General features: G+C 53.1%; 19 protein-coding genes and 5 tRNA genes. 20 read left to right on the top strand and 4 right to left on the bottom strand.

The features are described from left to right. Positions 1 to 4: 4 nt before the first annotated feature. From DPF_RS01325 to fusA, 3 genes are all read right to left on the bottom strand, one after another. Positions 5 to 1,672, bottom strand: a complete 1,668-nt coding sequence (locus tag DPF_RS01325; protein ID WP_069857057.1) for a ribonuclease J — start codon at positions 1,670 to 1,672, stop codon at positions 5 to 7. After that, positions 1,665 to 2,375 (bottom strand): lysophospholipid acyltransferase family protein, encoded by a 711-nt coding sequence (locus DPF_RS01320; protein ID WP_069857056.1) that lies wholly within the window; start codon positions 2,373 to 2,375, stop codon positions 1,665 to 1,667. The genes DPF_RS01325 and DPF_RS01320 overlap by 8 nt, the downstream gene beginning before the upstream one ends. 119 nt (positions 2,376 to 2,494) lie before the next feature. After that, positions 2,495 to 4,555, bottom strand: a complete 2,061-nt coding sequence (fusA, locus tag DPF_RS01315) for an elongation factor G (RefSeq protein WP_069857055.1) — start codon at positions 4,553 to 4,555, stop codon at positions 2,495 to 2,497. A gap of 296 nt (positions 4,556 to 4,851) precedes the next feature. Here fusA and DPF_RS01310 point away from each other — a divergent pair, with 296 nt between their 5' ends. Together DPF_RS01310 and DPF_RS01305 are read left to right on the top strand one after the other, a co-directional pair. Next, positions 4,852 to 5,805 (top strand): ParB/Srx family N-terminal domain-containing protein, encoded by a 954-nt coding sequence (locus DPF_RS01310; protein WP_069857054.1) that lies wholly within the window; start codon positions 4,852 to 4,854, stop codon positions 5,803 to 5,805. Then, positions 5,802 to 6,926 carry an SPL family radical SAM protein gene (locus tag DPF_RS01305; RefSeq protein ID WP_176724133.1) on the top strand — a complete coding sequence of 375 codons (1,125 nt, stop codon included), beginning with the start codon at positions 5,802 to 5,804 and terminating at the stop codon, positions 6,924 to 6,926. The genes DPF_RS01310 and DPF_RS01305 overlap by 4 nt, the downstream gene beginning before the upstream one ends. Before the next feature lie 220 nt (positions 6,927 to 7,146). Here the strand turns inward: DPF_RS01305 and DPF_RS01300 are convergent, their stop codons facing one another. Continuing rightward, positions 7,147 to 7,698 carry a hypothetical protein gene (locus DPF_RS01300; RefSeq protein ID WP_069857053.1) on the bottom strand — a complete coding sequence of 184 codons (552 nt, stop codon included), beginning with the start codon at positions 7,696 to 7,698 and terminating at the stop codon, positions 7,147 to 7,149. A 350-nt stretch (positions 7,699 to 8,048) separates the two neighbouring features. On the opposite strand from DPF_RS01300, the gene lpxC reads away from it, so the two are divergent. The 18 genes from lpxC (at position 8,049) to rpsG (ending at position 23,920) form a co-directional block, all read left to right on the top strand. After that, entirely contained in the window at positions 8,049 to 8,969 is a 921-nt protein-coding gene (gene lpxC, locus DPF_RS01295; RefSeq protein ID WP_069857052.1) for a UDP-3-O-acyl-N-acetylglucosamine deacetylase, read from the top strand. Between the two features lie 179 nt (positions 8,970 to 9,148). Then, a tRNA-Thr gene (locus DPF_RS01290) sits at positions 9,149 to 9,224 on the top strand. A 7-nt stretch (positions 9,225 to 9,231) separates the two neighbouring features. Beyond that, positions 9,232 to 9,317 (top strand) — tRNA-Tyr (locus DPF_RS01285). A 60-nt stretch (positions 9,318 to 9,377) separates the two neighbouring features. Beyond that, positions 9,378 to 9,454, top strand: a tRNA-Gly gene (locus tag DPF_RS01280). An 18-nt stretch (positions 9,455 to 9,472) separates the two neighbouring features. Beyond that, a tRNA-Thr gene (locus tag DPF_RS01275) sits at positions 9,473 to 9,548 on the top strand. Between the two features lie 71 nt (positions 9,549 to 9,619). Beyond that, positions 9,620 to 10,819: an elongation factor Tu gene (gene tuf / locus DPF_RS01270; protein WP_069857051.1), complete on the top strand. Its 1,200-nt coding sequence runs from the start codon at positions 9,620 to 9,622 to the stop codon at positions 10,817 to 10,819. Between the two features lie 8 nt (positions 10,820 to 10,827). Further along, a complete protein-coding gene (gene rpmG / locus DPF_RS13625) occupies positions 10,828 to 10,977 on the top strand; it encodes a 50S ribosomal protein L33 (protein ID WP_083254387.1) in 150 nt (49 codons plus the stop codon). Positions 10,978 to 11,007: 30 nt separating this feature from the next. Then, positions 11,008 to 11,083, top strand: a tRNA-Trp gene (locus tag DPF_RS01265). A gap of 84 nt (positions 11,084 to 11,167) precedes the next feature. After that, on the top strand, positions 11,168 to 11,341 hold the full coding sequence (gene secE / locus DPF_RS01260; RefSeq protein WP_369689574.1) for a preprotein translocase subunit SecE: 174 nt from the start codon (positions 11,168 to 11,170) through the stop codon (positions 11,339 to 11,341). Between the two features lie 52 nt (positions 11,342 to 11,393). Then, positions 11,394 to 11,957 (top strand): transcription termination/antitermination protein NusG, encoded by a 564-nt coding sequence (gene nusG, locus DPF_RS01255; protein WP_069857049.1) that lies wholly within the window; start codon positions 11,394 to 11,396, stop codon positions 11,955 to 11,957. Between the two features lie 43 nt (positions 11,958 to 12,000). Then, a complete protein-coding gene (gene rplK, locus DPF_RS01250; protein ID WP_069857048.1) occupies positions 12,001 to 12,426 on the top strand; it encodes a 50S ribosomal protein L11 in 426 nt (141 codons plus the stop codon). Positions 12,427 to 12,445: 19 nt separating this feature from the next. Beyond that, positions 12,446 to 13,144, top strand: a complete 699-nt coding sequence (gene rplA, locus DPF_RS01245) for a 50S ribosomal protein L1 (protein WP_069857047.1) — start codon at positions 12,446 to 12,448, stop codon at positions 13,142 to 13,144. A gap of 112 nt (positions 13,145 to 13,256) precedes the next feature. Beyond that, the gene (gene rplJ / locus DPF_RS01240; RefSeq protein ID WP_069857046.1) at positions 13,257 to 13,775 is read left to right on the top strand and encodes a 50S ribosomal protein L10; all 519 of its coding nucleotides are present in this window, start codon (positions 13,257 to 13,259) and stop codon (positions 13,773 to 13,775) included. A gap of 48 nt (positions 13,776 to 13,823) precedes the next feature. Further along, entirely contained in the window at positions 13,824 to 14,207 is a 384-nt protein-coding gene (gene rplL / locus DPF_RS01235; protein WP_069857045.1) for a 50S ribosomal protein L7/L12, read from the top strand. Positions 14,208 to 14,543: 336 nt separating this feature from the next. Then, entirely contained in the window at positions 14,544 to 18,638 is a 4,095-nt protein-coding gene (rpoB, locus tag DPF_RS01230; RefSeq protein WP_069857044.1) for a DNA-directed RNA polymerase subunit beta, read from the top strand. Between the two features lie 80 nt (positions 18,639 to 18,718). After that, positions 18,719 to 22,951, top strand: a complete 4,233-nt coding sequence (rpoC, locus tag DPF_RS01225; protein WP_083254386.1) for a DNA-directed RNA polymerase subunit beta' — start codon at positions 18,719 to 18,721, stop codon at positions 22,949 to 22,951. Between the two features lie 109 nt (positions 22,952 to 23,060). Next, positions 23,061 to 23,432 (top strand): 30S ribosomal protein S12, encoded by a 372-nt coding sequence (rpsL, locus tag DPF_RS01220; protein ID WP_069857043.1) that lies wholly within the window; start codon positions 23,061 to 23,063, stop codon positions 23,430 to 23,432. Positions 23,433 to 23,449: 17 nt separating this feature from the next. Continuing rightward, positions 23,450 to 23,920, top strand: a complete 471-nt coding sequence (gene rpsG, locus DPF_RS01215; protein ID WP_069857042.1) for a 30S ribosomal protein S7 — start codon at positions 23,450 to 23,452, stop codon at positions 23,918 to 23,920. Positions 23,921 to 23,928: the final 8 nt, after the last annotated feature.

Below are 23,928 nucleotides of genomic sequence, written 5' to 3'. Positions count from 1 at the left end.
TATCTTATTTTTCATCCTTGGAAATATCAATGACCAGGGGAACGACAACCGGATCGCGACCCAGAAGTTTTTTGAAAAATCGTCTCAGGGACGAGCGGATGCGTTCCTTGAGCTTTCTGGTATCACGGGGATCGATATTTTCAAAGACGTCCAGAACGATTTCCTTGGCATCTTCCAGCACGTGAGAGAGGTGCTGTTCGAAAATGAATCCCTTGGACAGTATCTGGGGGCCAAGCACGATTCCCCCTCTTCCGGGATCAACAACAAGAACGACAATCACCAGCCCTTCGCCCCCAAGGATCTGGCGTTCCTTGATGACGGTCTGCCCGACGTCCCCGACTCCCTTGCCGTCCACCAGCAGGGATTCGGCCCGGATGGTCTCTTCCAGGCGGATGGAATCCTTGAAAAAGGTTATGGGATGGCCGTCTTCAAGAATGATGGTTCGTTCCGGAGCCACACCGCATTCCTGGGCCAGGTCCGCATGCTTGAGCAGGTGGCGGTATTCCCCGTGCACCGGGATGAAAAATTTCGGGGATACGGTCTCGAGCATGATGCGCAATTCTTCCTTGTGGGCATGACCTGACGCGTGGATGGCCTGGACCTTCTTGTACAGAACCTCGGCACCCAGACGATAGAGGTCATTGATCACCTTGGTGATGGCCTTGGTGTTGCCGGGGATAAACCGCGAAGACATGATGACGGTGTCACCCTTGTGCACGTTGAGCTGCCGGTGTTCACCCCTGGACAGACGGCTCAACGCCGACAGGGGTTCGCCCTGGGAGCCCGTAAGAATGAGCACCACTTTGGAGTCGTCAAGGCCCGGGAGGTCTTCCAGTTCACAATAGTTGTCCTGGGAAAAGTGCAGGTGTCCCAGTTCCCGGGCAATTTCAATGTTCGAGGCAATGGATTTGCCGCTGATGGCCACCTTGCGGCCATATTCCCGGGCCAGGTCGAAAATTTCCTGGATGCGCTGGATGTGGCTGGAAAACAGGGTCACCAGAATGCGGCCCTTGGCCTTCTTGACGATATCATTGAGAGAGGCCTTGATTTCCCGCTCGGTGAGGGCGAAGCCGTCGCGTTCCACATTGGTGGAATCGGAAAAAAGGAGTTTGACCCCCTGGCTGGCAAATTGCCGGATCCCTTCCAGGTCGGTGGCGTGTCCGTCCATGGGGTTGCGGTCGATTTTGAAATCACCGGTGTGAAAGATCCTGCCCACCGGGGTTTCAATGCCCAGGCCGAAGCCTTCGATGATGGAGTGACAGACCCGGAAAAAATGGAAGGTAAATTCGCCCAGGCTGACCTTGTCCCTGCCCTTGACCGGCCTCAGGTCAAGGGTATCGGCCAGGCCGTGTTCTTCGAGTTTTCTTCGCACAAGGGCCAGGGTGAATTCCGAGCTGAAAAGAGGGGCGCGAACCTGTTTCATGAGCCAGGGAAGGGCTCCTATATGGTCTTCGTGACCATGGGTCAGGACAATGCCCTTGAGCTTGTCCTGCCGTTCAATAATGAAATCAAGACAGGGAATGACCACGTCAACGCCCAGCAGGTAATCATCGGGAAACATGAGCCCGCAGTCGATCAGGACCAGGGAATCCGGCGTTTCCAGGGCCATGCAGTTCATCCCTATTTCGCCCAGACCGCCAAGGGGCGTCAGGGTAACATGTGGTTTATTCATTGGATGACTCCAAGAGTTTGTTGTTCATCAAGTTCCATACATCCCGCGTGAGTGCTTCTCTCTGTTTGAGGGCAGAGTTCCCTTGAAATTCGATGGGTTCCATTCCGAAAACGCGAACCGTTCCAGGAGTGATCCGCCAGCTCCCCTTGGGCAGAATCCGGCCGGATCCGTCAATGACCACCGGAACAATGGGCCGTTTGCTTTTAAGGGCCATGATAATGGCTCCGGGCTTGAACTGTCCCAGCTGCTGGTTGCGGGTCCCTTCGGGAAAGACGAGAAAGGAATGGGATTCTCCGGTCTGGCTGATGGCCTGGCTCAGGGCTCGAAGTGCCTTGCGGGGATTGGTCCGATCGATGGGTACGCATCCCAGATTGCGCATGGCCCGTCCGAGAACAGGAATGGAAAAAAGGCTGTGCTTGGCCAGGAAGGAAATGTTGAACCGGGCGAAAAGGGCCATGAGAATGGGGATGTCGACCTGGCTTTGATGATTGGCAACAAAGATGTACCGTTTGTCAGGATCGAGTTCTTTCAAGTCGGTTTCAAGGGTGATCCCACAGACGCGGACACAGAATCGGGCCCATGCGGCAGCAAGGCGGTACGCGGATCGTCCAGATGGATCAATATAGGACAGGGGGATGAGAATCGTGCCACCAAGAATGATGGAGAGGATGATTGCCGTATAGGCATAGATGGAGCGAAACATGGACTTCCTTACATTGAATCAAAGAGGGGAGGCAAAAGAATACGGTCCATGTATCCAAAAGGCTGACAAAGCACAAGAAGGAGAAAAAAAGGGGCCGTTTGCAAACGGCCCCTTGGATGTTATTCCGTGTCTTTTTTGCTTTCTTCGATCACTTTTTCGGTGACCTGGGAAGGACATTCCTCATAATGGTCGAATTCCATGGTGAAGGTTCCCTGGCCTCCTGTCATGGAACGAAGATCCGGAGCATACTTGAGGACTTCGGCCAGGGGAACATGGGCCTGGATTTCCGTGATTCCCTTGTCCGAATCAGAGCCCAGAACCTTGCCGCGTCGGCCGGAAAGATCGCCGATGACATCGCCCATGTATTCGTCGGGAACAAAGACCGACATGTGCATGATGGGCTCAAGAAGAACCGGTTTGCATTGTTCGGCGGCCTTTTTGAAGGCCAGGGACCCGGCCACCTTGAAGGCCATTTCCGAGGAATCAACGGCATGATAGGAACCATCATACAGGGTGACCTTGAAGTCGATCAGCGGATATCCTGCCAGCACGCCCCGGGTGGAGGCTTCCTGGATGCCCTTGTCCACGGCAGGGATGTACTGTTTGGGAATAACCCCGCCCACAATGGCGTTGACGAATTCGTAGCCGCCGCCCCGGACATTGGGTTCCATCTTGATCCAGCAGTCGCCGAACTGGCCGCGGCCGCCCGACTGTTTCTTGTGGCGTCCCTGGACTTCTGCCGATCCCTTGATGGTTTCCCGGTAGGGAATCTTGGGGGTTTTGAGGAGGATGTCGGCCTTGTAGCGGCGTTTGATCTTTTCCACGGACAGTTCGATGTGCAGCTGTCCCATACCGGCAAGAAGCATGTCCCCGGTTTCCTCGTTGCGCGACAGGGAAAGCACGATATCTTCGTCCAGCAAGCGCTGAACAGCCGCAAAGACCTTGTCTTCGTCACCTTTTTCCGCAGCGCTCAATGCGTAGGAAATGATGGTTGGTGGCAGCTCGGGAAGCTTGGGCAGGAAGGGGGATTTCTCGTCGCACAGGCAGTCTCCGGTGCCGGTATTCTTGAGCTTGGCCAGGGCGAAGATGGCGCCGGGGCCCAGTTCTTTTTTGCAGGGGGTCTGCTTTTTGCCTTCCAAAAGCAGGATCTGGCCGAATTTTTCCTTGCTTTCCCGGGTGGCGTTGACAACGGGCATGTCCGAGGTGACGGTTCCCGAAAGAATGCGGACAATATTGAGCTGTCCGGCAAAGGGGTCGGCAATGGTCTTGAAAACAAATCCGGCAAAAGGGGCCTCGGGATCACTGGGTCTTGTGGTGTCGTTGACACCCTGCCACTGGGGATGTTCCAAGGGAGAGGGCAGGAAATCCTGGATGGCATCAAGGAGCTGCACTCCACCCCGGTTGGTCAGGGCCGAACCCGCGCACACGGGAACGATTTCCCGGGAAAGGGTTCCCTTGCGAAGTCCGGAAACAATTTCGTCCCAGGTAAGGGAGCCTTCTTCCAGATAGGTTTCCATCAGTTCTTCATCGCTTTCCGCGATGTTTTCGATGGTGGTTTCCCGGATGACGGCAATGGTGTCCTGCATGTCCTCGGGGATGTCCCCTTCCTTGATGGAACCGTCTTCCTGAAAATACAGAGCCTTTTCGTTGAGGATGTCCACAAGCCCCTTGAAGTCGGCTTCCGCTCCAATGGGCATGTACAGCAGGACCGGTTTGAGGCCGAGGATCGAGGAAAGCCCGTCAAAGGCCTGGTCGAAGTTGGCCCGTTCGCGATCGATTTTGTTGATGAAGATGATGGTGGGCAGTTGGGCCTTGTCCACCTCGCTCCATAATTTTTTGGTCAGAGGTTTGACCCCGTCAATGGCGTCAATGACAAAGACGGCACTGTCAACAGCCATGAGCTGGTAGGGGAGGTCGCCAATGAAGTTGTTGTCCCCGGGAGTGTCCAGGAGGAAGTGATCGTTCTTGTTCCAGGCATAGGAAGCCACTGCAGGCTGAATACTGCCGCGTCGCTTGATCTCTTCGGGCTCGTAATCCAGGCTGGTTGTCCCTTCTTCGATCTTGCCGAGTCGGGTGATATTTCCTGCATTGAGCAGGATCATTTCAGCTACCGAGGTCTTGCCTGTGCCGCCGTGTCCGGCAATGGCGTAGGTCCTTTGTTCCTTGAGTTTCTCAACCATCAAAGTCTCCCTGTCCTTATGCTGCGATTATGTGAAAAATCAGAGGATGGTACCAGGCCGGAAAATCGCATTGTTGTGCTTGAAAAAACGCACTTGAAAAAAAATGGAATTTTGACAAGGTTCGCATCCTTTGAATGACATATGCTGGCATCAGCGACGATCATGCAGATCACTTCAATGCTCATACTTCTAAACCTCTTAGTATCCGTGGTCTATTAGGTAGATGCAAACAAGCTTGTCAAGGCGGAAAAAAAGATCGGATCCCCCCGGTTATTCTCAATAACAAGGACAATGGTATGCCAAGTGAACGACCCGCGGTTGTGGAAATCGAGGCCACCCGTTTCAACATGGAATTGCCCAGCCTTTTCTGGCCCAGAACCTTTGACGACCGGCTTCTGGGCTCTCTTGAGCGAATCGGTCAGCTTGTCCCGGTTCTGGCCACCCTTGAGGGGGATACTCCCTGTCTGCTTGCTGGCCAAAGGCGGGTCAGGGCGTTGGCGCAGCTCGGGCGTCCGGTGCAAACCCTGATGCTTGATTCGGTTTCTCCCCTGCAGCGGGGCCTCGTGTATCTCGAGAGCAACAGCAGCGAGGTTCTGGATGATGGAGCCATGATCAGAGCGTTGCGCTATTTTGCCACCTGTACCAAGGATCTGACCTCCCTGGCCGTACCTCTGGGGGTTTCCAGTCATTCCAGGCAATGGTCCCTGCTTGGCGACTGGCTCAAGCTGCCCGAGTCGTGGGACCATCTTCTGGTCAAGGGGCATGTTCCCCTGGCCCTTGCCAAGGTGCTGACACGGTTTACACCGGATGATCTGCGCACCCTGCAGGCATATTTTCAGGATATGTCCTGGTCCAAGAACAATGCGGTCCATTTTGTGACCTGGATATGGGAAGCCAGTCGCATGAAGGGGTGTTCTGTGCCGGCCTTGATAAAAAAGCTGGGTCTGGACACCATTTTGTCCCTTGAGCTTTCGCCCAGGGATGCCATGACCCGGCTGCTTTCTGCGGCCCGTGCCGGCCGCTATCCCCGCCTGTGTCAGCAGGAACGGGAATTTCGCAAGCGTTCCCAGGACGTGGTGGCGGGCTCCCAATGGCGTATTGAACAGCCTGATAATTTCGAGACGCGGGTTGTTGCCCTGTCAACCAGGGTGGCGTCTCCACGCGATCTGGATCAGAGGGTCGAGGAACTGGCACGGATTGCCAAAGACAAGGTATGGGCCGATCTTGACCCTGCAGGAGGACGGTCATGAACGTGTCGTCATCAGCCACGCCTGGCAAACGGGAACTGCCTGCGTATCTGCGCTCCATTAAAAGGGTCTATGTTGATCATGCCGTTGAAAATTCTCCCATGGCCCAGCGCGTGCGCACAAGACTGCCGCACGTGCCCTGGACGGTTCTTGAGCCCGGGCAGAATCTGGACGGTCTCATTTCCGGAAGCGGCGATTCCCTGTATCTCAAGGAGTACAAGGGAACCTTTTTGCGGTTTTGCCCGGGTACCAGATACTACCGCTGTTGCGGCTACCGGATCATTCACATTGGAGAAAACTGTCCTCTCAAATGCTCCTACTGCATCCTGCAGGCCTATTTTCAGGATCCCGTGCTCAAGGTCTGGGCCAATCAGGAGGATTTGTGGCGTGAGCTGGACATGGCTTTTGGCCATGATCCGAACAAGCGATTCCGGGTCGGGACCGGAGAGTACACCGATTCCCTGGTTCTTGAGCCATTGACCGGCTACAGCAGGGATCTGGTCGCGTTTTTGAAAGACTATGACAATGTCTGCCTTGAGCTCAAATCCAAGGTGGTGAACCTGTCATGGATGGACGCGGTCACCAGAACCGACCGGGTCTTGCCGGCCTGGTCCCTGAACGCCCCGTATGTTGCCTCCCATGAAGAACTGGGCCAGAGCGCATCTCTTGAGGAACGGCTTGCAGCCGCGAAAACCTGCGTTGAGAACGGATTTCGCGTGTGTCTGCATTTTGATCCCATCATCCGGTTCGAGGGCTGGCAACAGGGCTATACCGACATCATCGACATGATTTTCGACTATGTCAGGCCCGAGGATATTGCCTACATGAGTCTGGGCTCCTTTCGCTGCATGCCGGAACTCAAGACGGTCATTGAAAGGGATTTTCCCGCAAGTACATTCATCTACGACGAGTTCATCCCCGGCATTGACGGCAAGCAGCGGCTGCTCCGCTCCCTGCGCGTGGAGCAGTTTCGCCATATGGTGAACCTGCTGCGGTCCAAGGGCATGGATCGGCAGCTCTATTTTTGTATGGAGTCGGATACGGTTTGGAAGGATGTTTTTGGATATACGGTCAAGGATCTTGGCGGGTTGTCCCAGCACCTGCTGGCAAGGGCCTTTGGCTAGCACGCGACGCAAAGCGTCTGGACACGTATCCTGCAAACAGGGCTGCATGGGCCGTGACGGCTGGGGCCTGGCAGGTCCTTGCAGGGGCAGCGTGACTGATGCACCGGGTTCTTTTCCGCAACATGTCCGCTGGCCAGTCTGCACGGCATCACGGCATCAGGACCTGCCAGACAGGATGGCCTCACCAGGGTGCGGGCATGGGAAAACAGCGTCCTGATGATCAGCTCAAGGGAGCGGCCCCAGAAGTGACATAGGTCTGGCGTGAGCCCAGGCCGAGTTTTTTGGGGCAGGTCGGACGCAGGAAGCATTTGTCACATCCGGCCTTCCAGGGATAGTGGGTCAGGGTGGCGTATTTGTAGCCAAAGGTGCCCTGGTTGGTCAGGGTGATGCCGATCTTGGCCAGGGAACGCTTGAGGATTTTGTTCGGTTCGGGAAGGGGGGCGCATTTGGCGGTCGTGAGGTCGGGGATGAACAGCCTGAGGGTTCCCATGATCATGGACTGGGCCAGGGCTTCATTCAAAAATGCCTGTTCCTGGGATTGTTTCCATTCTTCTTCCATTTCCAGCTCAACCGCATGGTCAAGAAAGACCAGCAGGTAGCCTTTTTTTTCTCCAAGGGTGTAGGCCTTAAGCAGGGGGTGCCAGCGCTCCCACAGGGCGGTCAGGGCCAGAATCTGCTGGGGAGACAGGGCCTGGGTTTGAGCCAGAAACATGTAGGATTGCAGATCGAAACGGGGGTGGACTTTGTGGGCCTTGGCGGGAAGAAATTTCATGGGTGTACCTGGTGTTTGTTCGAGAATACCGTTTGAAAAAGGGGCAACACGCTGGTTGGTCCCAGCACGTGCCCTGACCAGATCAAGCCTAGTGGACTATTCCCGGGAAAAATTCAAGTCCGGAAGAGGCTGTTGGCCGGCACTGGCCGCGCTGACAGCCGCGGGAAAGGTAATCGGCCCGTTTTGTCCCCGGCCGCTTGGTGTGGTGATCTTGAAGGCGTGTTGTTTGAAGGGCACGCCGGATGTGACCAAAAAGTCATACTTCGTTCTTTGTCAAAATATAAGTGTATTTATTCTGTATGGTTATGTGCTTTGAGTTTAGTGGTATGATTTGTGCTAACAGACGAAACATGCGACAAAGAACAATCAAGAAAAAAGTAGAGTGTTCCGGCATAGGACTGCACAGCGGCAAGAAATTGCGGCTGGTCATGCGCCCGGCTGAGCAGGATACGGGTGTTGTCTTTCAGCACATGGGGGCGGATGGTAAACATACCCTGCGTCCTCGTCCTGAAAGCGTGGTGTCCACTGGGCTGGCCACAACCCTTGGTTTTGGGGGGCGGAAAATCGCCACGGTGGAACATCTCATGGCGGCCATTGCCGGGCTGGGCATCGATAATATTGTTGTCGAGGTCTACGGAGACGAAGTGCCAATCATGGATGGCAGCGCAGCCAGTTTTGTTTTTTTGCTCCGTTCCGCGGGTATCAGAAAACAGGCCGGTTCCAAACGGGTCTTCCGGGTCAAGCGCGAACTGCTCTTTGAAAGGGACGGCAAGGCGATTCGGGTTGTTCCCCATGACGGGTTCAAGGTGACCTATACCATACAGTTTGATCATCCCCTTGTGGGAGAGCAGACCTTTTGTCTTGCCCTTTCGCCCGAGACCTTCATGCATGAAGTGGCCAAGGCCAGAACATTCGGGTTCATGAAAGATGTCGAGATGCTTCAGAAAAACGGTCTTGCCTTGGGAGGCTCCCTGGAAAACGCTGTTGTCCTGGATGAGTATGGGGTGGTCAATCCGGACGGCTTGCGGTTCAAGGACGAGTTGGTTCGGCACAAGATTCTCGATTTCATCGGCGACATGCACCTTCTTGATCTCCCCATGCAGGGGGCATTTCATGTCCGATGTTCGGGGCATGAGCACAACAATGCCTTTTTGCGCTATATTTCGGAGCACAGGGCCGATTACCTGGAAGAGGTGGCCTTGGCTTCACCTGACGCTGCTGCTGCCGCGTGCAAGGAACCGGCTGCTGCCATGGAGCCTGCTTTGGCCTGAGGCATCAGGACTGTATGTTGCTGACATCTATCCGCGTCCCCGGACGCGGATTTTTTTTTGAAATGAACATGCAGGGGGCATCCTGCCCGCAACCCTTGCAGTGGTTGCAAAAAGATGAAAAAAAGATAAAAAAAAACTTGCAATCGGCCGGGAAAGTCTATAGTGACGTCTCTTCTTTGGCTGGCGTAGCTCAATTGGTAGAGCAGCTGATTTGTAATCAGCAGGTTGCGGGTTCAAGTCCCATCGCCAGCTCCAGAAAACCGGAGGGGTTCCCGAGTGGTCAAAGGGAACAGACTGTAAATCTGTCGGCGGACGCCTTCGGAGGTTCAAATCCTCCCCCCTCCACCATTCAAGAGAATGTTTTGTAGGAGACAGGGAAGCTTGTTGTTTGACTACGGAACAGGATGAGCGGGAATAGCTCAATTGGCTAGAGCATCAGCCTTCCAAGCTGAGGGTTGCGGGTTCGAGTCCCGTTTCCCGCTCCATTCCACACGTCCTCCCGTGCCCACGTAGCTCAGCAGGTAGAGCACTTCCTTGGTAAGGAAGAGGTCACCGGTTCAAGTCCGGTCGTGGGCTCCAGTCAAACCCTCTCCCGGCAAATTCAACCCGTTGGAAAAACGCCACGTTAAATTTTTGAAAGGGGGTTCGTAATGGCTAAAGAAAAATTTGTAAGAACCAAGCCGCATGTCAATATCGGTACCGTCGGTCACATCGACCATGGCAAGACGACTCTGACCGCAGCCATCACCAAGATGGTCAGTCTGAAGAATTCTGAAAGCGGACAGTTTGTGGCCTTTGACGAGATCGACAAGGCTCCTGAAGAAAAGGAAAGGGGTATTACCATTGCCACAGCCCACGTCGAGTATGAGACTGAAAAACGTCATTACGCCCATGTGGACTGTCCTGGTCACGCCGACTACATCAAGAACATGATCACTGGTGCCGCCCAGATGGATGGTGGTATTATTGTTGTTGCCGCCACTGACGGTCCCATGCCCCAGACCCGTGAGCACATTCTGCTTGCCCGTCAGGTTGGTGTGCCTTCTCTGGTCGTCTTCCTGAACAAGTGCGATCTGGTCGATGATGAAGAACTTCTCGAGCTGGTGGAAATGGAAGTTCGCGAGCTTCTGGACAAGTACGGCTTTCCCGGAGACGAAATTCCTGTTATCAAGGGAAGCGCTCTCAAGGCTCTGGAGAGCGACGATCCTGAAAGTGAAGAAGCCAAGTGCATTTTCGAGCTGCTGGATGCCTGTGACTCCTACATCCCCGAGCCCGAGCGCGACATTGACAAGCCTTTCCTTATGCCCATCGAAGACGTCTTCTCCATCTCCGGTCGTGGTACGGTTGTTACCGGTCGTGTGGAACGCGGTGTGATCAATGTCAGTGACGAAGTCGAAATCGTCGGCATCAAGGATACCGTCAAGACTGTATGTACGGGTGTTGAAATGTTCCGCAAGATCCTTGATCGCGGTGAAGCCGGCGACAACGTTGGTGTTCTGCTCCGCGGCATCAAGAGGGACGAAGTTGAACGCGGTCAGGTTCTCGCCGCTCCCAAGACCATCACTCCCCACAAGAAGTTCAAGGGTGAGGTGTATGTCCTGAATAAGGAAGAAGGTGGCCGTCACACGCCCTTTTTTGCCGGATATCGTCCTCAGTTCTATTTCCGGACAACCGACATCACCGGTGTGGTGACCTTGCCCGAAGGCGTTGAAATGATCATGCCTGGTGACAACACCACTTTTGAAGTTGAACTGATCGCTCCCATCGCCATGGAAAAGGGTCTGCGTTTTGCCATTCGTGAAGGCGGAAGAACCGTCGGTGCGGGAGTTGTATCTGAAATCATAGAGTAAGGTGAGTCATGCGGATCAATATACTGCTCGCTTGCGGCGAGTGTAAACGAAGAAATTACGCTACCCAGAAGAACAAGAAAAATACAACAGGGAAGCTCGAATTGAGCAAGTATTGTCCCTTTTGTAAGAAGCATACCATGCACAAGGAAACAAAATAGGTTCCTGGGAGCGTTTTTCATAACCAGTGCAGGCCAGTAGCTCTAACGGCAGAGCATCGGACTCCAAATCCGAGGGCTGGGGGTTCGAATCCCTCCTGGCCTGCCACTTTTAATGATTATGGCAAAAAAAAACCAGAAGTTGGCGAACAAGCCTGCTGAGAATCGAGGCCTTGGGGAAAGGATAAGCGACTTGAGGACCTTTTTCGAGCTGTCGAAAAAGGAGCTCAAGAAGGTTGTCTGGCCGGACAAGAAAGAGACAATGTCCACGACCGGTGCCGTCATGATATTGGTTGTGGTCATTTCCCTGTTTTTGGGGGTTATGGATCTCGGGCTTTCCAAAATCATCGAGGCAATCCTGTCGTAAGGAGGTTCTCGCAACGAGAATGCCCCGTCAAACGTCAGGGAGTTGAAAATTTATGGCTGAGCAACGCGAAGAAGTGTTCGATGCATCCCAAGCAAGATGGTATATCATACATACCTATTCGGGTTTTGAGCACAGGGTCGAACAGACGATCAGGGAAATGATGCGTACCGGACAGACCGAAGGGTTGATCTACGACGTCATTGTCCCAACAGAAAAGGTCGTTGAGCTTGTCAAGGGACAAAAACGGACGTCGACCCGAAAGTTCTATCCTGGTTATGCGTTGGTCAAGATGGTTTTCAATGATACCTCGTGGCATATGATCCAGTCCATTCCCAAGGTTACCGGATTTATTGGCGGCAAAAGCAGGCCTACCCCTTTGAGTGACCGGGATGCTGAAAAAATTCTTTCCACTATTGAAAGCAGAAAGCAGCAGCCGCGGCCGAAATTCTATTTTGAGAAGGGAGACGAAGTTCGGGTTATTGACGGACCTTTTTCCAATTTCAATGCCGTAGTCGAAGAAGTTAACTACGATAAAGGCAAGCTCAAGGTTTCGGTGTCTATTTTCGGGCGTCAAACCCCGGTGGAGCTTGATTTCGTTCAAGTTGCCAAAGGATGATTCCGGACCATCAATGATGCTTGCCTAGAGAGGATGACATATAATGGCCAAGAAAGTACTGGCAAAAATAAAGCTGCAGATTCCTGCGGGAGCAGCGAATCCCTCCCCTCCAGTCGGACCGGCCTTGGGTCAACATGGTGTCAACATCATGGAGTTTTGCAAGGCGTTTAATGCCAAGACCCAGGAAGACAAGGGGATGATCATACCCGTAGTGATCACTGTATTTCAGGATCGCTCCTTCACCTTCATCACCAAGACTCCTCCTGCCTCGGTCTTGCTGCTCAAGTCTGCCAAAATCGACAAAGGCTCCGGCGAACCCAACAAGAACAAGGTTGGCAAGGTTACCAGAGCGCAACTCGAAGAGATAGCCAAGATCAAGATGCCTGATTTGACCGCCAAGGATTTGGATGCTGCGGTCAATACCATAGCAGGCACAGCCCGCAGCATGGGACTGGAGATACAAAACTAGCAGCGAGGGACCAAAGACTATGCCTAAGCATGGAAAAAATTACCGAGAGGTAAGTAAGAATATTGATCGGGCTAGGAAATATCCCGCCAAGGATGCGATGGACCTTGCGTTGCAGGCTTCCTATACAAAGTTTGATCAGACTGTTGATGTGGCCGTGAATCTTGGCGTGAACCCCAAGTACGCGGATCAGATGGTTCGCGGTGCGGTTACGCTGCCTCACGGTCTGGGAAAGGAAGTGAAGGTCATTGTTTTTTGTAAGGGCGAAAACGAGCAGGTGGCCCTTGATGCAGGCGCTGACGCGGTTGGTGCGGAAGAGCTCGTAGAAAAGATCAAGGAAGGCTGGCTCGAGTTCGACAAGGCGGTGGCCACGCCCGACATGATGGCGCATGTTGGTAAGATCGGTAAGATACTCGGACCCCGGGGGCTCATGCCCAACGCCAAGACGGGTACTGTCACTTTTGATATCGCCAAGGCTGTGAGTGAACTCAAGGCCGGTAAGGTATCCTTCAAGGTTGACAAGGCCGGTATCGTGCACGCCCCTATTGGAAAGGTCTCCTTTGGAGCGCAGAAATTGCTGGATAATTTTACCTCGTTCATGTCCATGGTTGAAAAGCTCAAGCCTGCTTCGGCAAAGGGCGCCTATATCAAGGGAATAGCCATTTCCACGACCATGGGACCAGGGGTTAAAATTGAACCAAGCTCGATCAAAGCTGAGTAGACCAACCTGATCGATCCATATGAAATGAAGAGTCAAAGACTGCAGGAGAGCGAAGCTCTTAATACCCTGCTGAGACTATTTGGCTCTTTTGTCTAACCGGAGGATTTGTAACGTGAACCGGGCTGAAAAAGCAAAGATCATTGATGATCTGAAGGCAAAAGCAGACAAGGCGAACATTGCTGTTGTGACCGATTTCAAGGGTCTCAAGGTTGAACAGGTGACTCCTCTGCGTAAGTCCCTTCGCGAGGGCGGGGTAGAGTATCAGGTTGTCAAGAATACCCTGGCGCGAATCGCATTTACCGACACTCCCTGTGACGTCCTCAAGGACAATCTCAAGGATTGTTGTGCAGTTGCCTTTGGCTATGACGATCCAGTGATTGCCGCCAAGATTCTCACCTCTTTTGCCAAAAAAAATGACAAGTTTGCTGTCAGATTTGGCGCACTTGAGGGAAAGTTTCTTGACGACAAGGCCCTGGCTGAGTTGGCAACACTTCCCGGCAAGGAAGAGTTGCTCGCCAAGACCCTTGGGACCATGAACGCAGTTCCCCAGAATTTTGTCTGTCTGTTTGCCAATCTTGTTCGCAACATGCTGTATGCACTCACTGCGATCAAGGATCAGAAAGAACAATAACCCTTAAACAAAGAGCTAAAGCCAATTCATTTCTAGAAGGAGGAAACAATGGCAGATATAACCAAAGATCAGGTTGTTGATTTCATATCCAATATGACCGTCCTGGAACTCGCTGAGTTCATCAAGGAACTTGAAGAAAAATTTGGTGTCAGCGCTGCTGCTCCTGTTGCCGCAGTTGCTGCAGCTCCTGCCGGCGGTGAAGCTGCTGCCGAGGAAGAAAAAACCGAATTTGATGTCGTGCTCAAGGAAGTTGGCGGCAACAAGATTGCCGTCATTAAGGTCGTTCGTGCTCTGACCAACCTCGGTCTCAAGGAAGCCAAGGCTAAGGTTGACGAGGTTCCTTCGGTCATCAAGGAAGCCGTCACCAAGGAGCAGGCTGAAGATGCTAAGACACAGCTCGAAGGCGCTGGAGCTGTAGTCGAACTGAAGTAGTTCGTGCTATCCTGCTGATTCATAAGGAGCATAGGGTATAGTGCCCTGTGCTCCTTATTATGTTTATAAGCATTAATACAAAAAATACTGCATTAAATTTTATTTTTACTTTAGCGGTTACTTCGCTGGATATAGACGCTTCGTATCACAAATCATCCATTCGTATATATATTTTCATATATCCTTCCTTGAGATAAATCGTTTGTATGCTTCTTGCATCAAATGTTTAAAATATTTCTTCGCTATTTCTATTTCTATTTTCTGATTTTATCAAAACGTTTTTGTGCTTATTCTTAGTGGTGCCGTCTCTTTGAGCTCTTTACCTGAGGGGAGAACATGAATCAATTTGTAAAAAAATTTGGGTCAACAAAAGATGTTATAGATATCCCTCACCTTTTAACCCTTCAAGTCGATTCTTATAAAAAATTTTTACAGTCAGATGTGCCTCCTTCGAGTAGAGAAGACATTGGACTGGAGGGTGTTTTTCGCTCTGTATTTCCGATTCAGGATTTTAACAAGACTGCAACATTGGAATATGTCAGTTATGATATCGGCGAGCCCAAGTTCAATGTTGAAGAGTGCATCTCCAAGGGGCTGTCATATGAAGCGCCTGTTCGTATCAAGGTGCGTCTTGTTGTTTTTGATGTAGATGAAGAGACGCAGGACCGAACGATCCATGATATCAAGGAACAGGATATCTATTTCGGCACCATTCCGTTGATGACCGTCAAAGGTACCTTTGTGGTTAATGGCACCGAGCGGGTCATTGTCAACCAGTTGCAGCGCTCTCCCGGAATCATTTTTGAACATGATTCAGGAAAGACCCACGCCAGTGGCAAGGTTCTTTACAGTTCACGCATCATTCCCATGCGCGGATCGTGGCTTGATTTTGATTTCGACCACAAGGACATCCTGTATGTTCGTATCGATCGTCGCCGGAAAATGCCCGTGACCATCCTGCTTAAGGCCATGGGTTTGAGCACGGCCGAGATCCTCAAGACATTTTATGACTTTCATACGCTGCGCTTTGATGCTGAAGGGCGCGTCTTTCGCGAGGTCAAGCCCGAATTCTACCGCAAGGATACGGCCTGTTCCACCTTGGTCCGGGATGACGGAAAAAAACTCGTGGAAGCAGGCAGCCTGATTACCAAGGGTGCCTGGAAGAGGATGATTGCCGCCGGCATCAACGAGATCGAGATGAATCCGGTGGATCTGGCTACTGAATTTTTGGCCCATGAAATCGTTCATCCCGAAACGGGCGAAGTCATTGCTTCCCCGGGAGATCCCCTTACCGCCGATTTGATCGGACAGCTCCAGGAAGCCGGTATCCAGAGCGTTCAATGTCTGTTTGCTTCCGGGCCCGAAGTTTCCTCGTCCATTCGCGATACCCTCATGCTGGACAAGACAACGGATACCGAGAGCGCCCAGGTTGACATCTACAAGCGATTGCGACCCAGCTCGCCGCCCACGCCTGAAGTTTCGGCATCCTTTTTCGACAATCTGTTCCGCAATCCTGATTATTATGACCTTTCGCCCGTGGGCCGTTACAAGCTCAACACGCGCCTCGGCCTGGATCTGCCCCTTGATGCTCGTACCCTGAGCAATGATGATATTCTCAAGGCCATCAAGCATCTGCTCTTTCTCAAGGATAGCCATGGGCCTGCCGATGACATCGATCATCTGGGCAACCGTCGCGTGCGACCGGTGGGCGAGCTGGTTGAAAACCAGTACCGTATCGGCCTGGTGCGCATGGAACGCGCCATCAAGGAACGCATGAGCTTGCAGGAAGTGGCTACCCTCATGCCCCACGATCTGGTCAACCCCAAGCCGGTCACGGCCGTGCTCAAGGAATTTTTCGGGACATCCCAGCTTTCCCAGTTTATGGACCAGACCAATGCCCTTTCCGAGGTCACGCATAAGCGGCGTCTTTCCGCCCTTGGACCCGGAGGACTGACCCGTGAACGTGCCGGGTTCGAGGTGCGCGATGTCCATCCCAGCCATTACGGGCGTATTTGTCCCATTGAAACGCCTGAAGGGCCGAACATCGGTTTGATCGTGTCGTTGACCACCTATGCCCGTGTCAATGATTTCGGCTTTATCGAGACCCCCTACAGGATCGTCAAGGATGGCAAGGTTACCGGTGAAGTCCGCTATTTTGACGCTTCCCGGGAACAAGGGGAAATTGTGGCTCAGGCCAACGCGGTCATCGGAGAAGACGGCTATTTTGTGAATGACCAGATTTCGGCACGTGTTGAAGGCGAATTCGCCATTGTTGACAAGCACGAAGTCACCCTGATGGACATTTCGCCCAGCCAGATCGTCTCGGTATCCGCATCACTGATCCCCTTTCTCGAGCACGATGACGCCAACCGCGCCCTCATGGGGTGTAACATGCAGCGTCAGGCCGTTCCCCTGCTCCAGGCTGAAAAGCCCCTGGTTGGAACCGGCATGGAAGGACCTGTGGCCCGCGATTCCGGTGCCTGTCTGCTCGCAGAAGGCGATGGAGTCATCCAGTTTGTGGATGCGGAGCGCGTTGTTGTCTGCTATGATGACCTCTACCCCCAAACGGGTGGCACCTGTTTTTATCTGCTCCAGAAGTTTCACAAATCCAACCAGAACAGCTGTTTTGGTCAAAAGCCGCGCGTTTTGCCCGGTCAGCGCGTGGTCAAGGGTGATATCCTTGCCGATGGAGCCGGGATCAAGGATGGCGAACTTGCCCTTGGCAAGAACCTGCTGGTGGCCTTCATGCCCTGGTGCGGGTTCAACTACGAGGACTCCATCCTCATCTCCGAAAAGACCGTCAAGGAGGACGTGTACACGTCCATCCATATCGAGGAATTTGATCTCATCGCCCGAGATACCAAACTCGGACCCGAGGAGGTAACCAGGGACATCCCCAATGTTGGTGAGGACATGCTGCGCAATCTGGACGAGAGCGGCATCATCCGCATTGGCGCCCGTGTGGGACAGGATGATATTCTTGTGGGCAAGATCACTCCCAAGGGAGAATCTCAGCTTACCCCCGAAGAACGGCTCCTTCGGGCCATTTTCGGAGAAAAGGCCAGGGATGTGAAGAATACCTCACTCAAGGTGCCGCCGGGAGTGGAGGGTATTGTCCTTGATGTCAAGGTGTTCAATCGCCGTTCCGGTGACAAGGATGCCCGAACCAGGGAAATCGAGGATTACGATCTGAACCGCATTGACCGTTGTGAGCAGCAGCACATCACGTCGCTGACTGAAACCACGATCAGCAAGCTCTGGAAATGCGTCAAGGGCAAGATCATTGCGCGAAGCCTGATGGGCAAACGCAAGGGCGAAGTCCTTGTGGAGGCCAATCAGACCCTTTCCGAGAAGATCATTGCCCAGGTTCCCCTCAAGAAGCTGGCCAGGCTGTTCAAGAGCAAGGAAGTCAACGAGAATGTTCAAGACATCCTGGAACAGTACGATCGTCAGCTGCAGGCCATACGGGCCATTTATGATCTCAAGCGGGAGAAGGTGAACGAAGGCGATGACCTGCCTCCCGGAGTGATCAAGATGGTCAAGGTGTATATTGCTGTCAAACGGAAGCTGCGTGTTGGTGACAAAATGGCCGGTCGGCACGGAAACAAGGGTGTTGTTTCCAATATTCTGCCCGAAGAGGACATGCCGTTTTTTGACGATGGCACTCCGGTGGATGTTGTTCTCAATCCCCTTGGTGTTCCCTCGCGAATGAACATCGGTCAGATCATGGAAACCCATCTGGGGTGGGCCTCCAAGGAACTGGGGCAGCAAATTGCCGACATGATTGAAAAGGGGGACGATCTGGTTCCCGTGCGCAACGAGGTCAAGGAGATTTTTGCCTCTGCGGAAATCAGCGAGCTGGTGGACTCCATGAGTGATGAGGACTTTGTGGCGGCGGCACGCAAGCTGCGCGAGGGAATCGTCATGAAAACGCCTGTGTTCGATGGTGCCCATGAAGACGAGATCTGGGGACTGCTTGATCGGGCCGGCCTTCCTGACGATGGCAAGTCGGTTCTGTACGACGGAAGAACCGGAGAGGCTTTTGATCATCGCGTAACCGTCGGGTACATGTACTATCTCAAACTGCATCATCTTGTTGACGAAAAGATCCATGCCCGTTCCACTGGTCCCTATTCCCTGGTCACGCAGCAGCCTCTGGGTGGTAAGGCGCAATTCGGCGGCCAGCGTCTTGGAGAGATGGAAGTCTGGGCCATAGAAGCCTATGGTGCGGCCCATCTGCTTCAGGAGTTTCTGACGGTGAAATCCGATGATGTTGCCGGACGAGTCAAGATGTACGAAAAGATCGTCAAGGGACAGAACTTCCTTGAGTCAGGCATGCCCGAGTCCTTCAACGTGCTTGTCAAGGAGATGATGTCCCTGTGTCTTGACGTTGAACTCAAGGAGCGACCCCGTCCCCGCAGACGTCGCTAGCGGGGTGCTTTGATCGCTTTCAGGGACGGCAGGTTTCAAATTCTAACGCAATGTTTTGGTAAACGCCGCGGAGAAAATATATGAGTCTTGATGATCTGTTCACGCAGAGAGGAAATACAGCAACCACCATCAAGGGCCAGGATCTCGAGAAGATCAGGATCCAGATCGCCTCTCCGGAAAAGATCCGCGAGTGGTCCTATGGCGAGGTTAAAAAGCCCGAGACCATCAACTATCGGACCTTCAAGCCCGAGCGGGATGGTTTGTTCTGTGCCAAGATTTTCGGTCCAGTAAAGGATTATGAATGTAATTGCGGAAAGTATAAACGCATGAAGCACCGCGGCATTGTGTGTGAAAAATGCGGTGTCGAGGTCATTGCTTCCAAGGTCCGAAGAGAACGAATGGGGCATATCGAGCTGGCCGCTCCTGTTGCCCATATCTGGTTTCTCAAGAGTCTGCCGTCCAAGATCGGTACGCTTTTGGACATGACCATGGCCGACCTGGAAAAAGTTCTCTATTTTGACGCGTACATCATTCTGGATCCACGCGAGACGAACTTTCAGAAAATGCAGGTCATTTCCGAGGACCAGTATATTCAGATCATTGAACATTACGGTGAATCTGCCATCAAGGTGGGCATGGGTGCCGAAGCCATCAAGGAACTTCTCGAGGAGATCGATCTGGCAGAGCTTCGGGAAACCCTGAGAAACGAATCCAAGGCGACCCGGTCGCAAACGAAAAAGAAAAAACTGGCCAAACGGCTGCATATTGTTGAGGCCTTTCTGGATTCCGACAACAAGCCCAGTTGGATGATTCTCGAGGTCATTCCGATCATCCCCCCGGATCTTCGTCCTCTGGTTCCCCTTGATGGAGGCCGGTTCGCCACCTCGGATCTCAATGATCTGTATCGTCGGGTGATTAACCGCAACAACCGTCTCAAACGCCTGCTTGAGCTTGGTGCCCCGGATATCATTATCCGCAATGAAAAGCGGATGCTGCAGGAATCTGTTGACGCCCTGTTTGACAACGGTCGTCGCGGTCGGGCCATTACCGGAACCAACGGAAGAGCCCTCAAATCCTTAAGCGACATGATCAAGGGCAAGCAGGGCCGATTCAGGCAGAACCTGCTTGGAAAGCGTGTTGATTATTCCGGCCGTTCGGTCATCTGCGTGGGGCCCAATCTTAAGCTGCATCAATGCGGTCTTCCCAAGAAAATGGCCCTGGAATTGTTCAAGCCGTTCATCTATTCCCAGCTCGAGTCCCGAGGCTATGCCTCCACCATCAAGAGCGCCAAGAAGATGGTCGAGCGGGAAGAGGTCGTGGTCTGGGATATCCTGGAAAACGTGGTCAGGGAATACCCCATTCTGCTCAACCGTGCTCCGACCCTGCACAGACTTGGAATCCAGGCCTTTGAACCCATCCTGATCGAAGGCAAGGCCATTCGCCTGCATCCTCTGGTGTGTACCGCCTTTAATGCCGACTTTGATGGCGACCAGATGGCCGTTCACGTGCCCTTGTCCGTGGAGGCCCAGATCGAAGCCCGGGTCCTCATGATGTCCACCAACAACATCCTGTCCCCGGCCAATGGTTCACCCATTATCGTGCCTACCCAGGACATGGTTCTTGGTCTGTATTATCTGACGGTTCCCAGACATTTCGAGCCTGGCGAGGGAAAGATTTTTTCCTCTCCCGAGGAAGTCATTGCTGCCTACGATGCCGGTTGTCTGGGGCTGCATGCCCGCATCACCGTGCGCATCGACGGGGAGCGCATTGAAACGACCCCCGGCCGGATTCTCATCGGCGACATGCTGCCTGAAGGCGTTCCCTTCCATCTTGTCAACAGAATCATGGACAAGCGGGCCATCGCCAACCTGGTAGGGGAGACCTATCGGCATGCAGGGACCAAGGCCACGGTTCTGGTCTGTGACCGGATCAAGGCCCTGGGTTTTGAATACTCCACGCGCGCTGCCGTGACCGTCGGGGTCAAGGACCTGACCATCCCTGAGGAAAAATCCCGGTTGCTCAAGAAGGCGACTGCCGAAGTCGATCAGATTGAACGGCAGTACAACGACGGTATCATTACCAAGACGGAAAAGTACAACAAGGTGGTGGATGTCTGGACCAAGACCACCAATGATGTGGCAACGGCCATGATGAAACAGCTGTCCACGGAGATTCTGGTCAACCCCGAAACCGGGGAAAAGCGTGAAAATCAGAGCTTCAACCCTATCTACATGATGGCCACATCCGGAGCCCGAGGTAACAAGGACCAGATGCGTCAGCTTGCCGGGATGCGCGGTCTGATGGCCAAGCCCTCTGGCGAAATCATTGAAACCCCGATCACGGCCAACTTCAGGGAAGGGTTGACGGTTTTGCAGTTCTTCACCTCGACCCATGGAGCCCGGAAGGGGCTGGCAGACACGGCCCTCAAGACAGCCAACTCCGGTTATCTGACCCGTCGTCTTGTGGATGTCTCCCAGGATGTCATCATCAGTGAAGATGATTGCGGGACGGTTGACGGCCTTGAGATTACCGCCATGGTCAAGGGCGGTGAGGTTCGCCAGAAACTGGGTGAACGTGTGCTTGGCCGTATTGCGATGCAGGATGTTGTGGATCCTGACAGCGGGGAATGCATTGTTCCGGCCGGTGGATTGATTGACGAGGATGCCGTGGAAAAAATCGATGCGACCAGTCTTTCGAGCATCGTTATCCGTTCTGCCCTTGCCTGCAAGAGTGCACATGGTGTATGTGCCAAGTGCTATGGTCGCGATCTGGCCCGGGGCCATCTTGTCAATGTGGGCGAGGCTGTCGGCATTATCGCCGCCCAGAGTATTGGCGAGCCCGGAACACAGCTTACCATGCGGACCTTCCACATTGGTGGTACGGCATCCAGGGAGATCGAGCAGTCCTCCCACAAGGCACAAAATGACGGGATTGTGGTCCTTTCAAGGGTCAGGGTCGTCAAGAATGCCGAAGGAAAGATGCTCGTTCTCAGCAAGAACGGTCAGCTCAAGATTGTGGATGATCAAGGACTTGAACGGGAAAAGTATCCCCTTCCCAACGGAGCCACCCTGTTCTTCCAGCAGGGAGACAAGGTCAAAAAGGGCGAAAAGCTGGCCGAGTGGGATCCGTTCAACGAGCCCTTTATTGCTGATGTGGATGGTATCGTGAAGTTCGCCGATGTCATTGAAGGGCGGACTGTGCAGGAAAAGATGGACCCCACAACGCACAAGACCACCTTGAGCATCATGGAGTATCGGTCCACCAACCTGCGGCCTTCGGTTTCCATCTGCGACGACGACGGGAATGTTGTGACGCGTTCTGGCGGGGCCTCCCAGGCCATTTTCCAGCTTCCTGTGGGCGCGTTGCTCATGGTCCAGGACGGACAGCGGGTTCGGGCCGGGGAATTCATTGCCCGTAAGCCGCGTGAAACGTCCAAGACCAAGGATATTGTGGGTGGTCTGCCCAGAGTTGCCGAGCTTTTCGAAGTACGCAAACCCAAGGATCCGGGGATCATCTCGGAAATCGAAGGTACGGCCTCGTTTGGAGCCGACTCCAAGGGCAAGCGCCGTATTGTGGTGACGCCCGAAGTGGGCGAGCACAAGGAATATCTCATTCCCAAGGGACGGCATATCACCGTGCAGGAAGGTGATTTTGTGGAAGCCGGTGAACTGCTTACTGCAGGCACTCCGGACCTGCATGATCTTTTGGCGGTTCACGGTGAAAAATTCTTGGCCAATTATCTGGTGGAAGAAGTGCAGCATGTGTATCGTTCCCAGGGCGTATACATCAATGACAAGCACATCGAGATCATAGTTCGCCAGATGCTCAAGAAGGTTAATATCCTTGATCCCGGTGATACGGGTTTTCTCATTGGCGAACACATTGAGAAGAGTCGTTTTTTTGCCGAAAATGAAAAATGTGTTGCCAAGGGACTCAGGCCTGCAACCGCAGAACCCCTGGTGCTTGGCATCACCCAGGCTTCGTTGTCCACCGAGTCCTTTATTTCGGCGGCTTCCTTTCAGGAAACCACCAAGGTGCTGACCGAAGCGGCCTTGCAGGGCAAGGAAGATTCATTGCTTGGACTCAAGGAAAATGTCATTGTGGGCAGACTCGTTTCTGCCGGTACCGGCTACAAGGCATATGTTGACAATGCCATTGAGGTTCCCGGTCAGGCAGAAAGCCCGGACAAGTTCCTGGAAGAGCTGGTCCGTGATCCGATCCTGGTGGATACCAGCGGTTCCTATGGGTCACAGCAGGGAGGCAGCGCCAAGATCGATGTTTTCCAGGATACATTGAGAAACAATGACGTATAATTGGTAGGTGGCAGCCTGAAAATTGAGCGAATGGGCATAAAGACTTGACAAGCCCATTCGCATTCAATAACTGACGGCGTTTCTAAAAGTTATTTTATATGGAGGTCGTATGCCTACGATAAATCAGTTGGTGCGCAAAGAGCGGACCAAGCAAGTCAAGGCAAAAAAGACCGCAGCTCTGGAAAGATGTCCTCAAAAACGCGGGGTTTGCGTTCGTGTATATACGACAACCCCGAAAAAACCGAACTCGGCTTTGCGTAAAGTCGCAAGGGTGCGGCTGACCAACGGGATCGAAGTCACATCGTACATCCCGGGTGAAGGACATAATCTGCAAGAGCATTCGGTGGTCATGATTCGTGGTGGTCGTGTCAAGGATATTCCAGGTGTTCGGTTTCACATCATTCGTGGTACCTTGGACACTTCCGGAGTTCAGGATAGGCGTAAAGGCCGCTCCAAGTACGGAACGAAGCGTCCCAAATAGAGTAAAAGGAGTTAGCAATGCCTAGAAAAGGACCGGCTCCCAAGCGGGAAGTTTTGCCTGATCCGAAATTCGGGAGTCGCATTGTCACAAAGTTCATCAATCGGCTCATGGTTGATGGTAAAAAGAGTGTAGCAGAGAAAATTTTTTACACCGCCATCGAGGATGTCGCCCAAAGAGCCAATGAAGAACCCCTCAAGGTTTTTGAGAAGGTTCTGGAAAGCGTCAAACCCCAGATGGAGGTCAAGTCGCGTCGAGTTGGTGGTGCGACCTATCAGGTTCCCATGGAGGTTCGCCCTGCCAGACAGGAGTCGTTGGCGATTCGCTGGCTGGTAACATACGCCCGAACAAGAGGGGAAAAAGGCATGGTTGCCCGGCTCGCTGCCGAGTTCAACGATGCACTCAATAACCGGGGTGGGGCTATCAAGAAGAAAGACGACACTTATCGCATGGCCGAAGCCAACAAGGCCTTTGCCCATTACCGGTGGTAATTAGGAGT

Source organism: Desulfoplanes formicivorans (genome assembly GCF_001748225.1).
Taxonomy (GTDB): Bacteria; Desulfobacterota; Desulfovibrionia; order Desulfovibrionales; family Desulfomicrobiaceae; genus Desulfoplanes; species Desulfoplanes formicivorans.
This window is presented reverse-complemented; position numbering and strand designations above follow the sequence as displayed.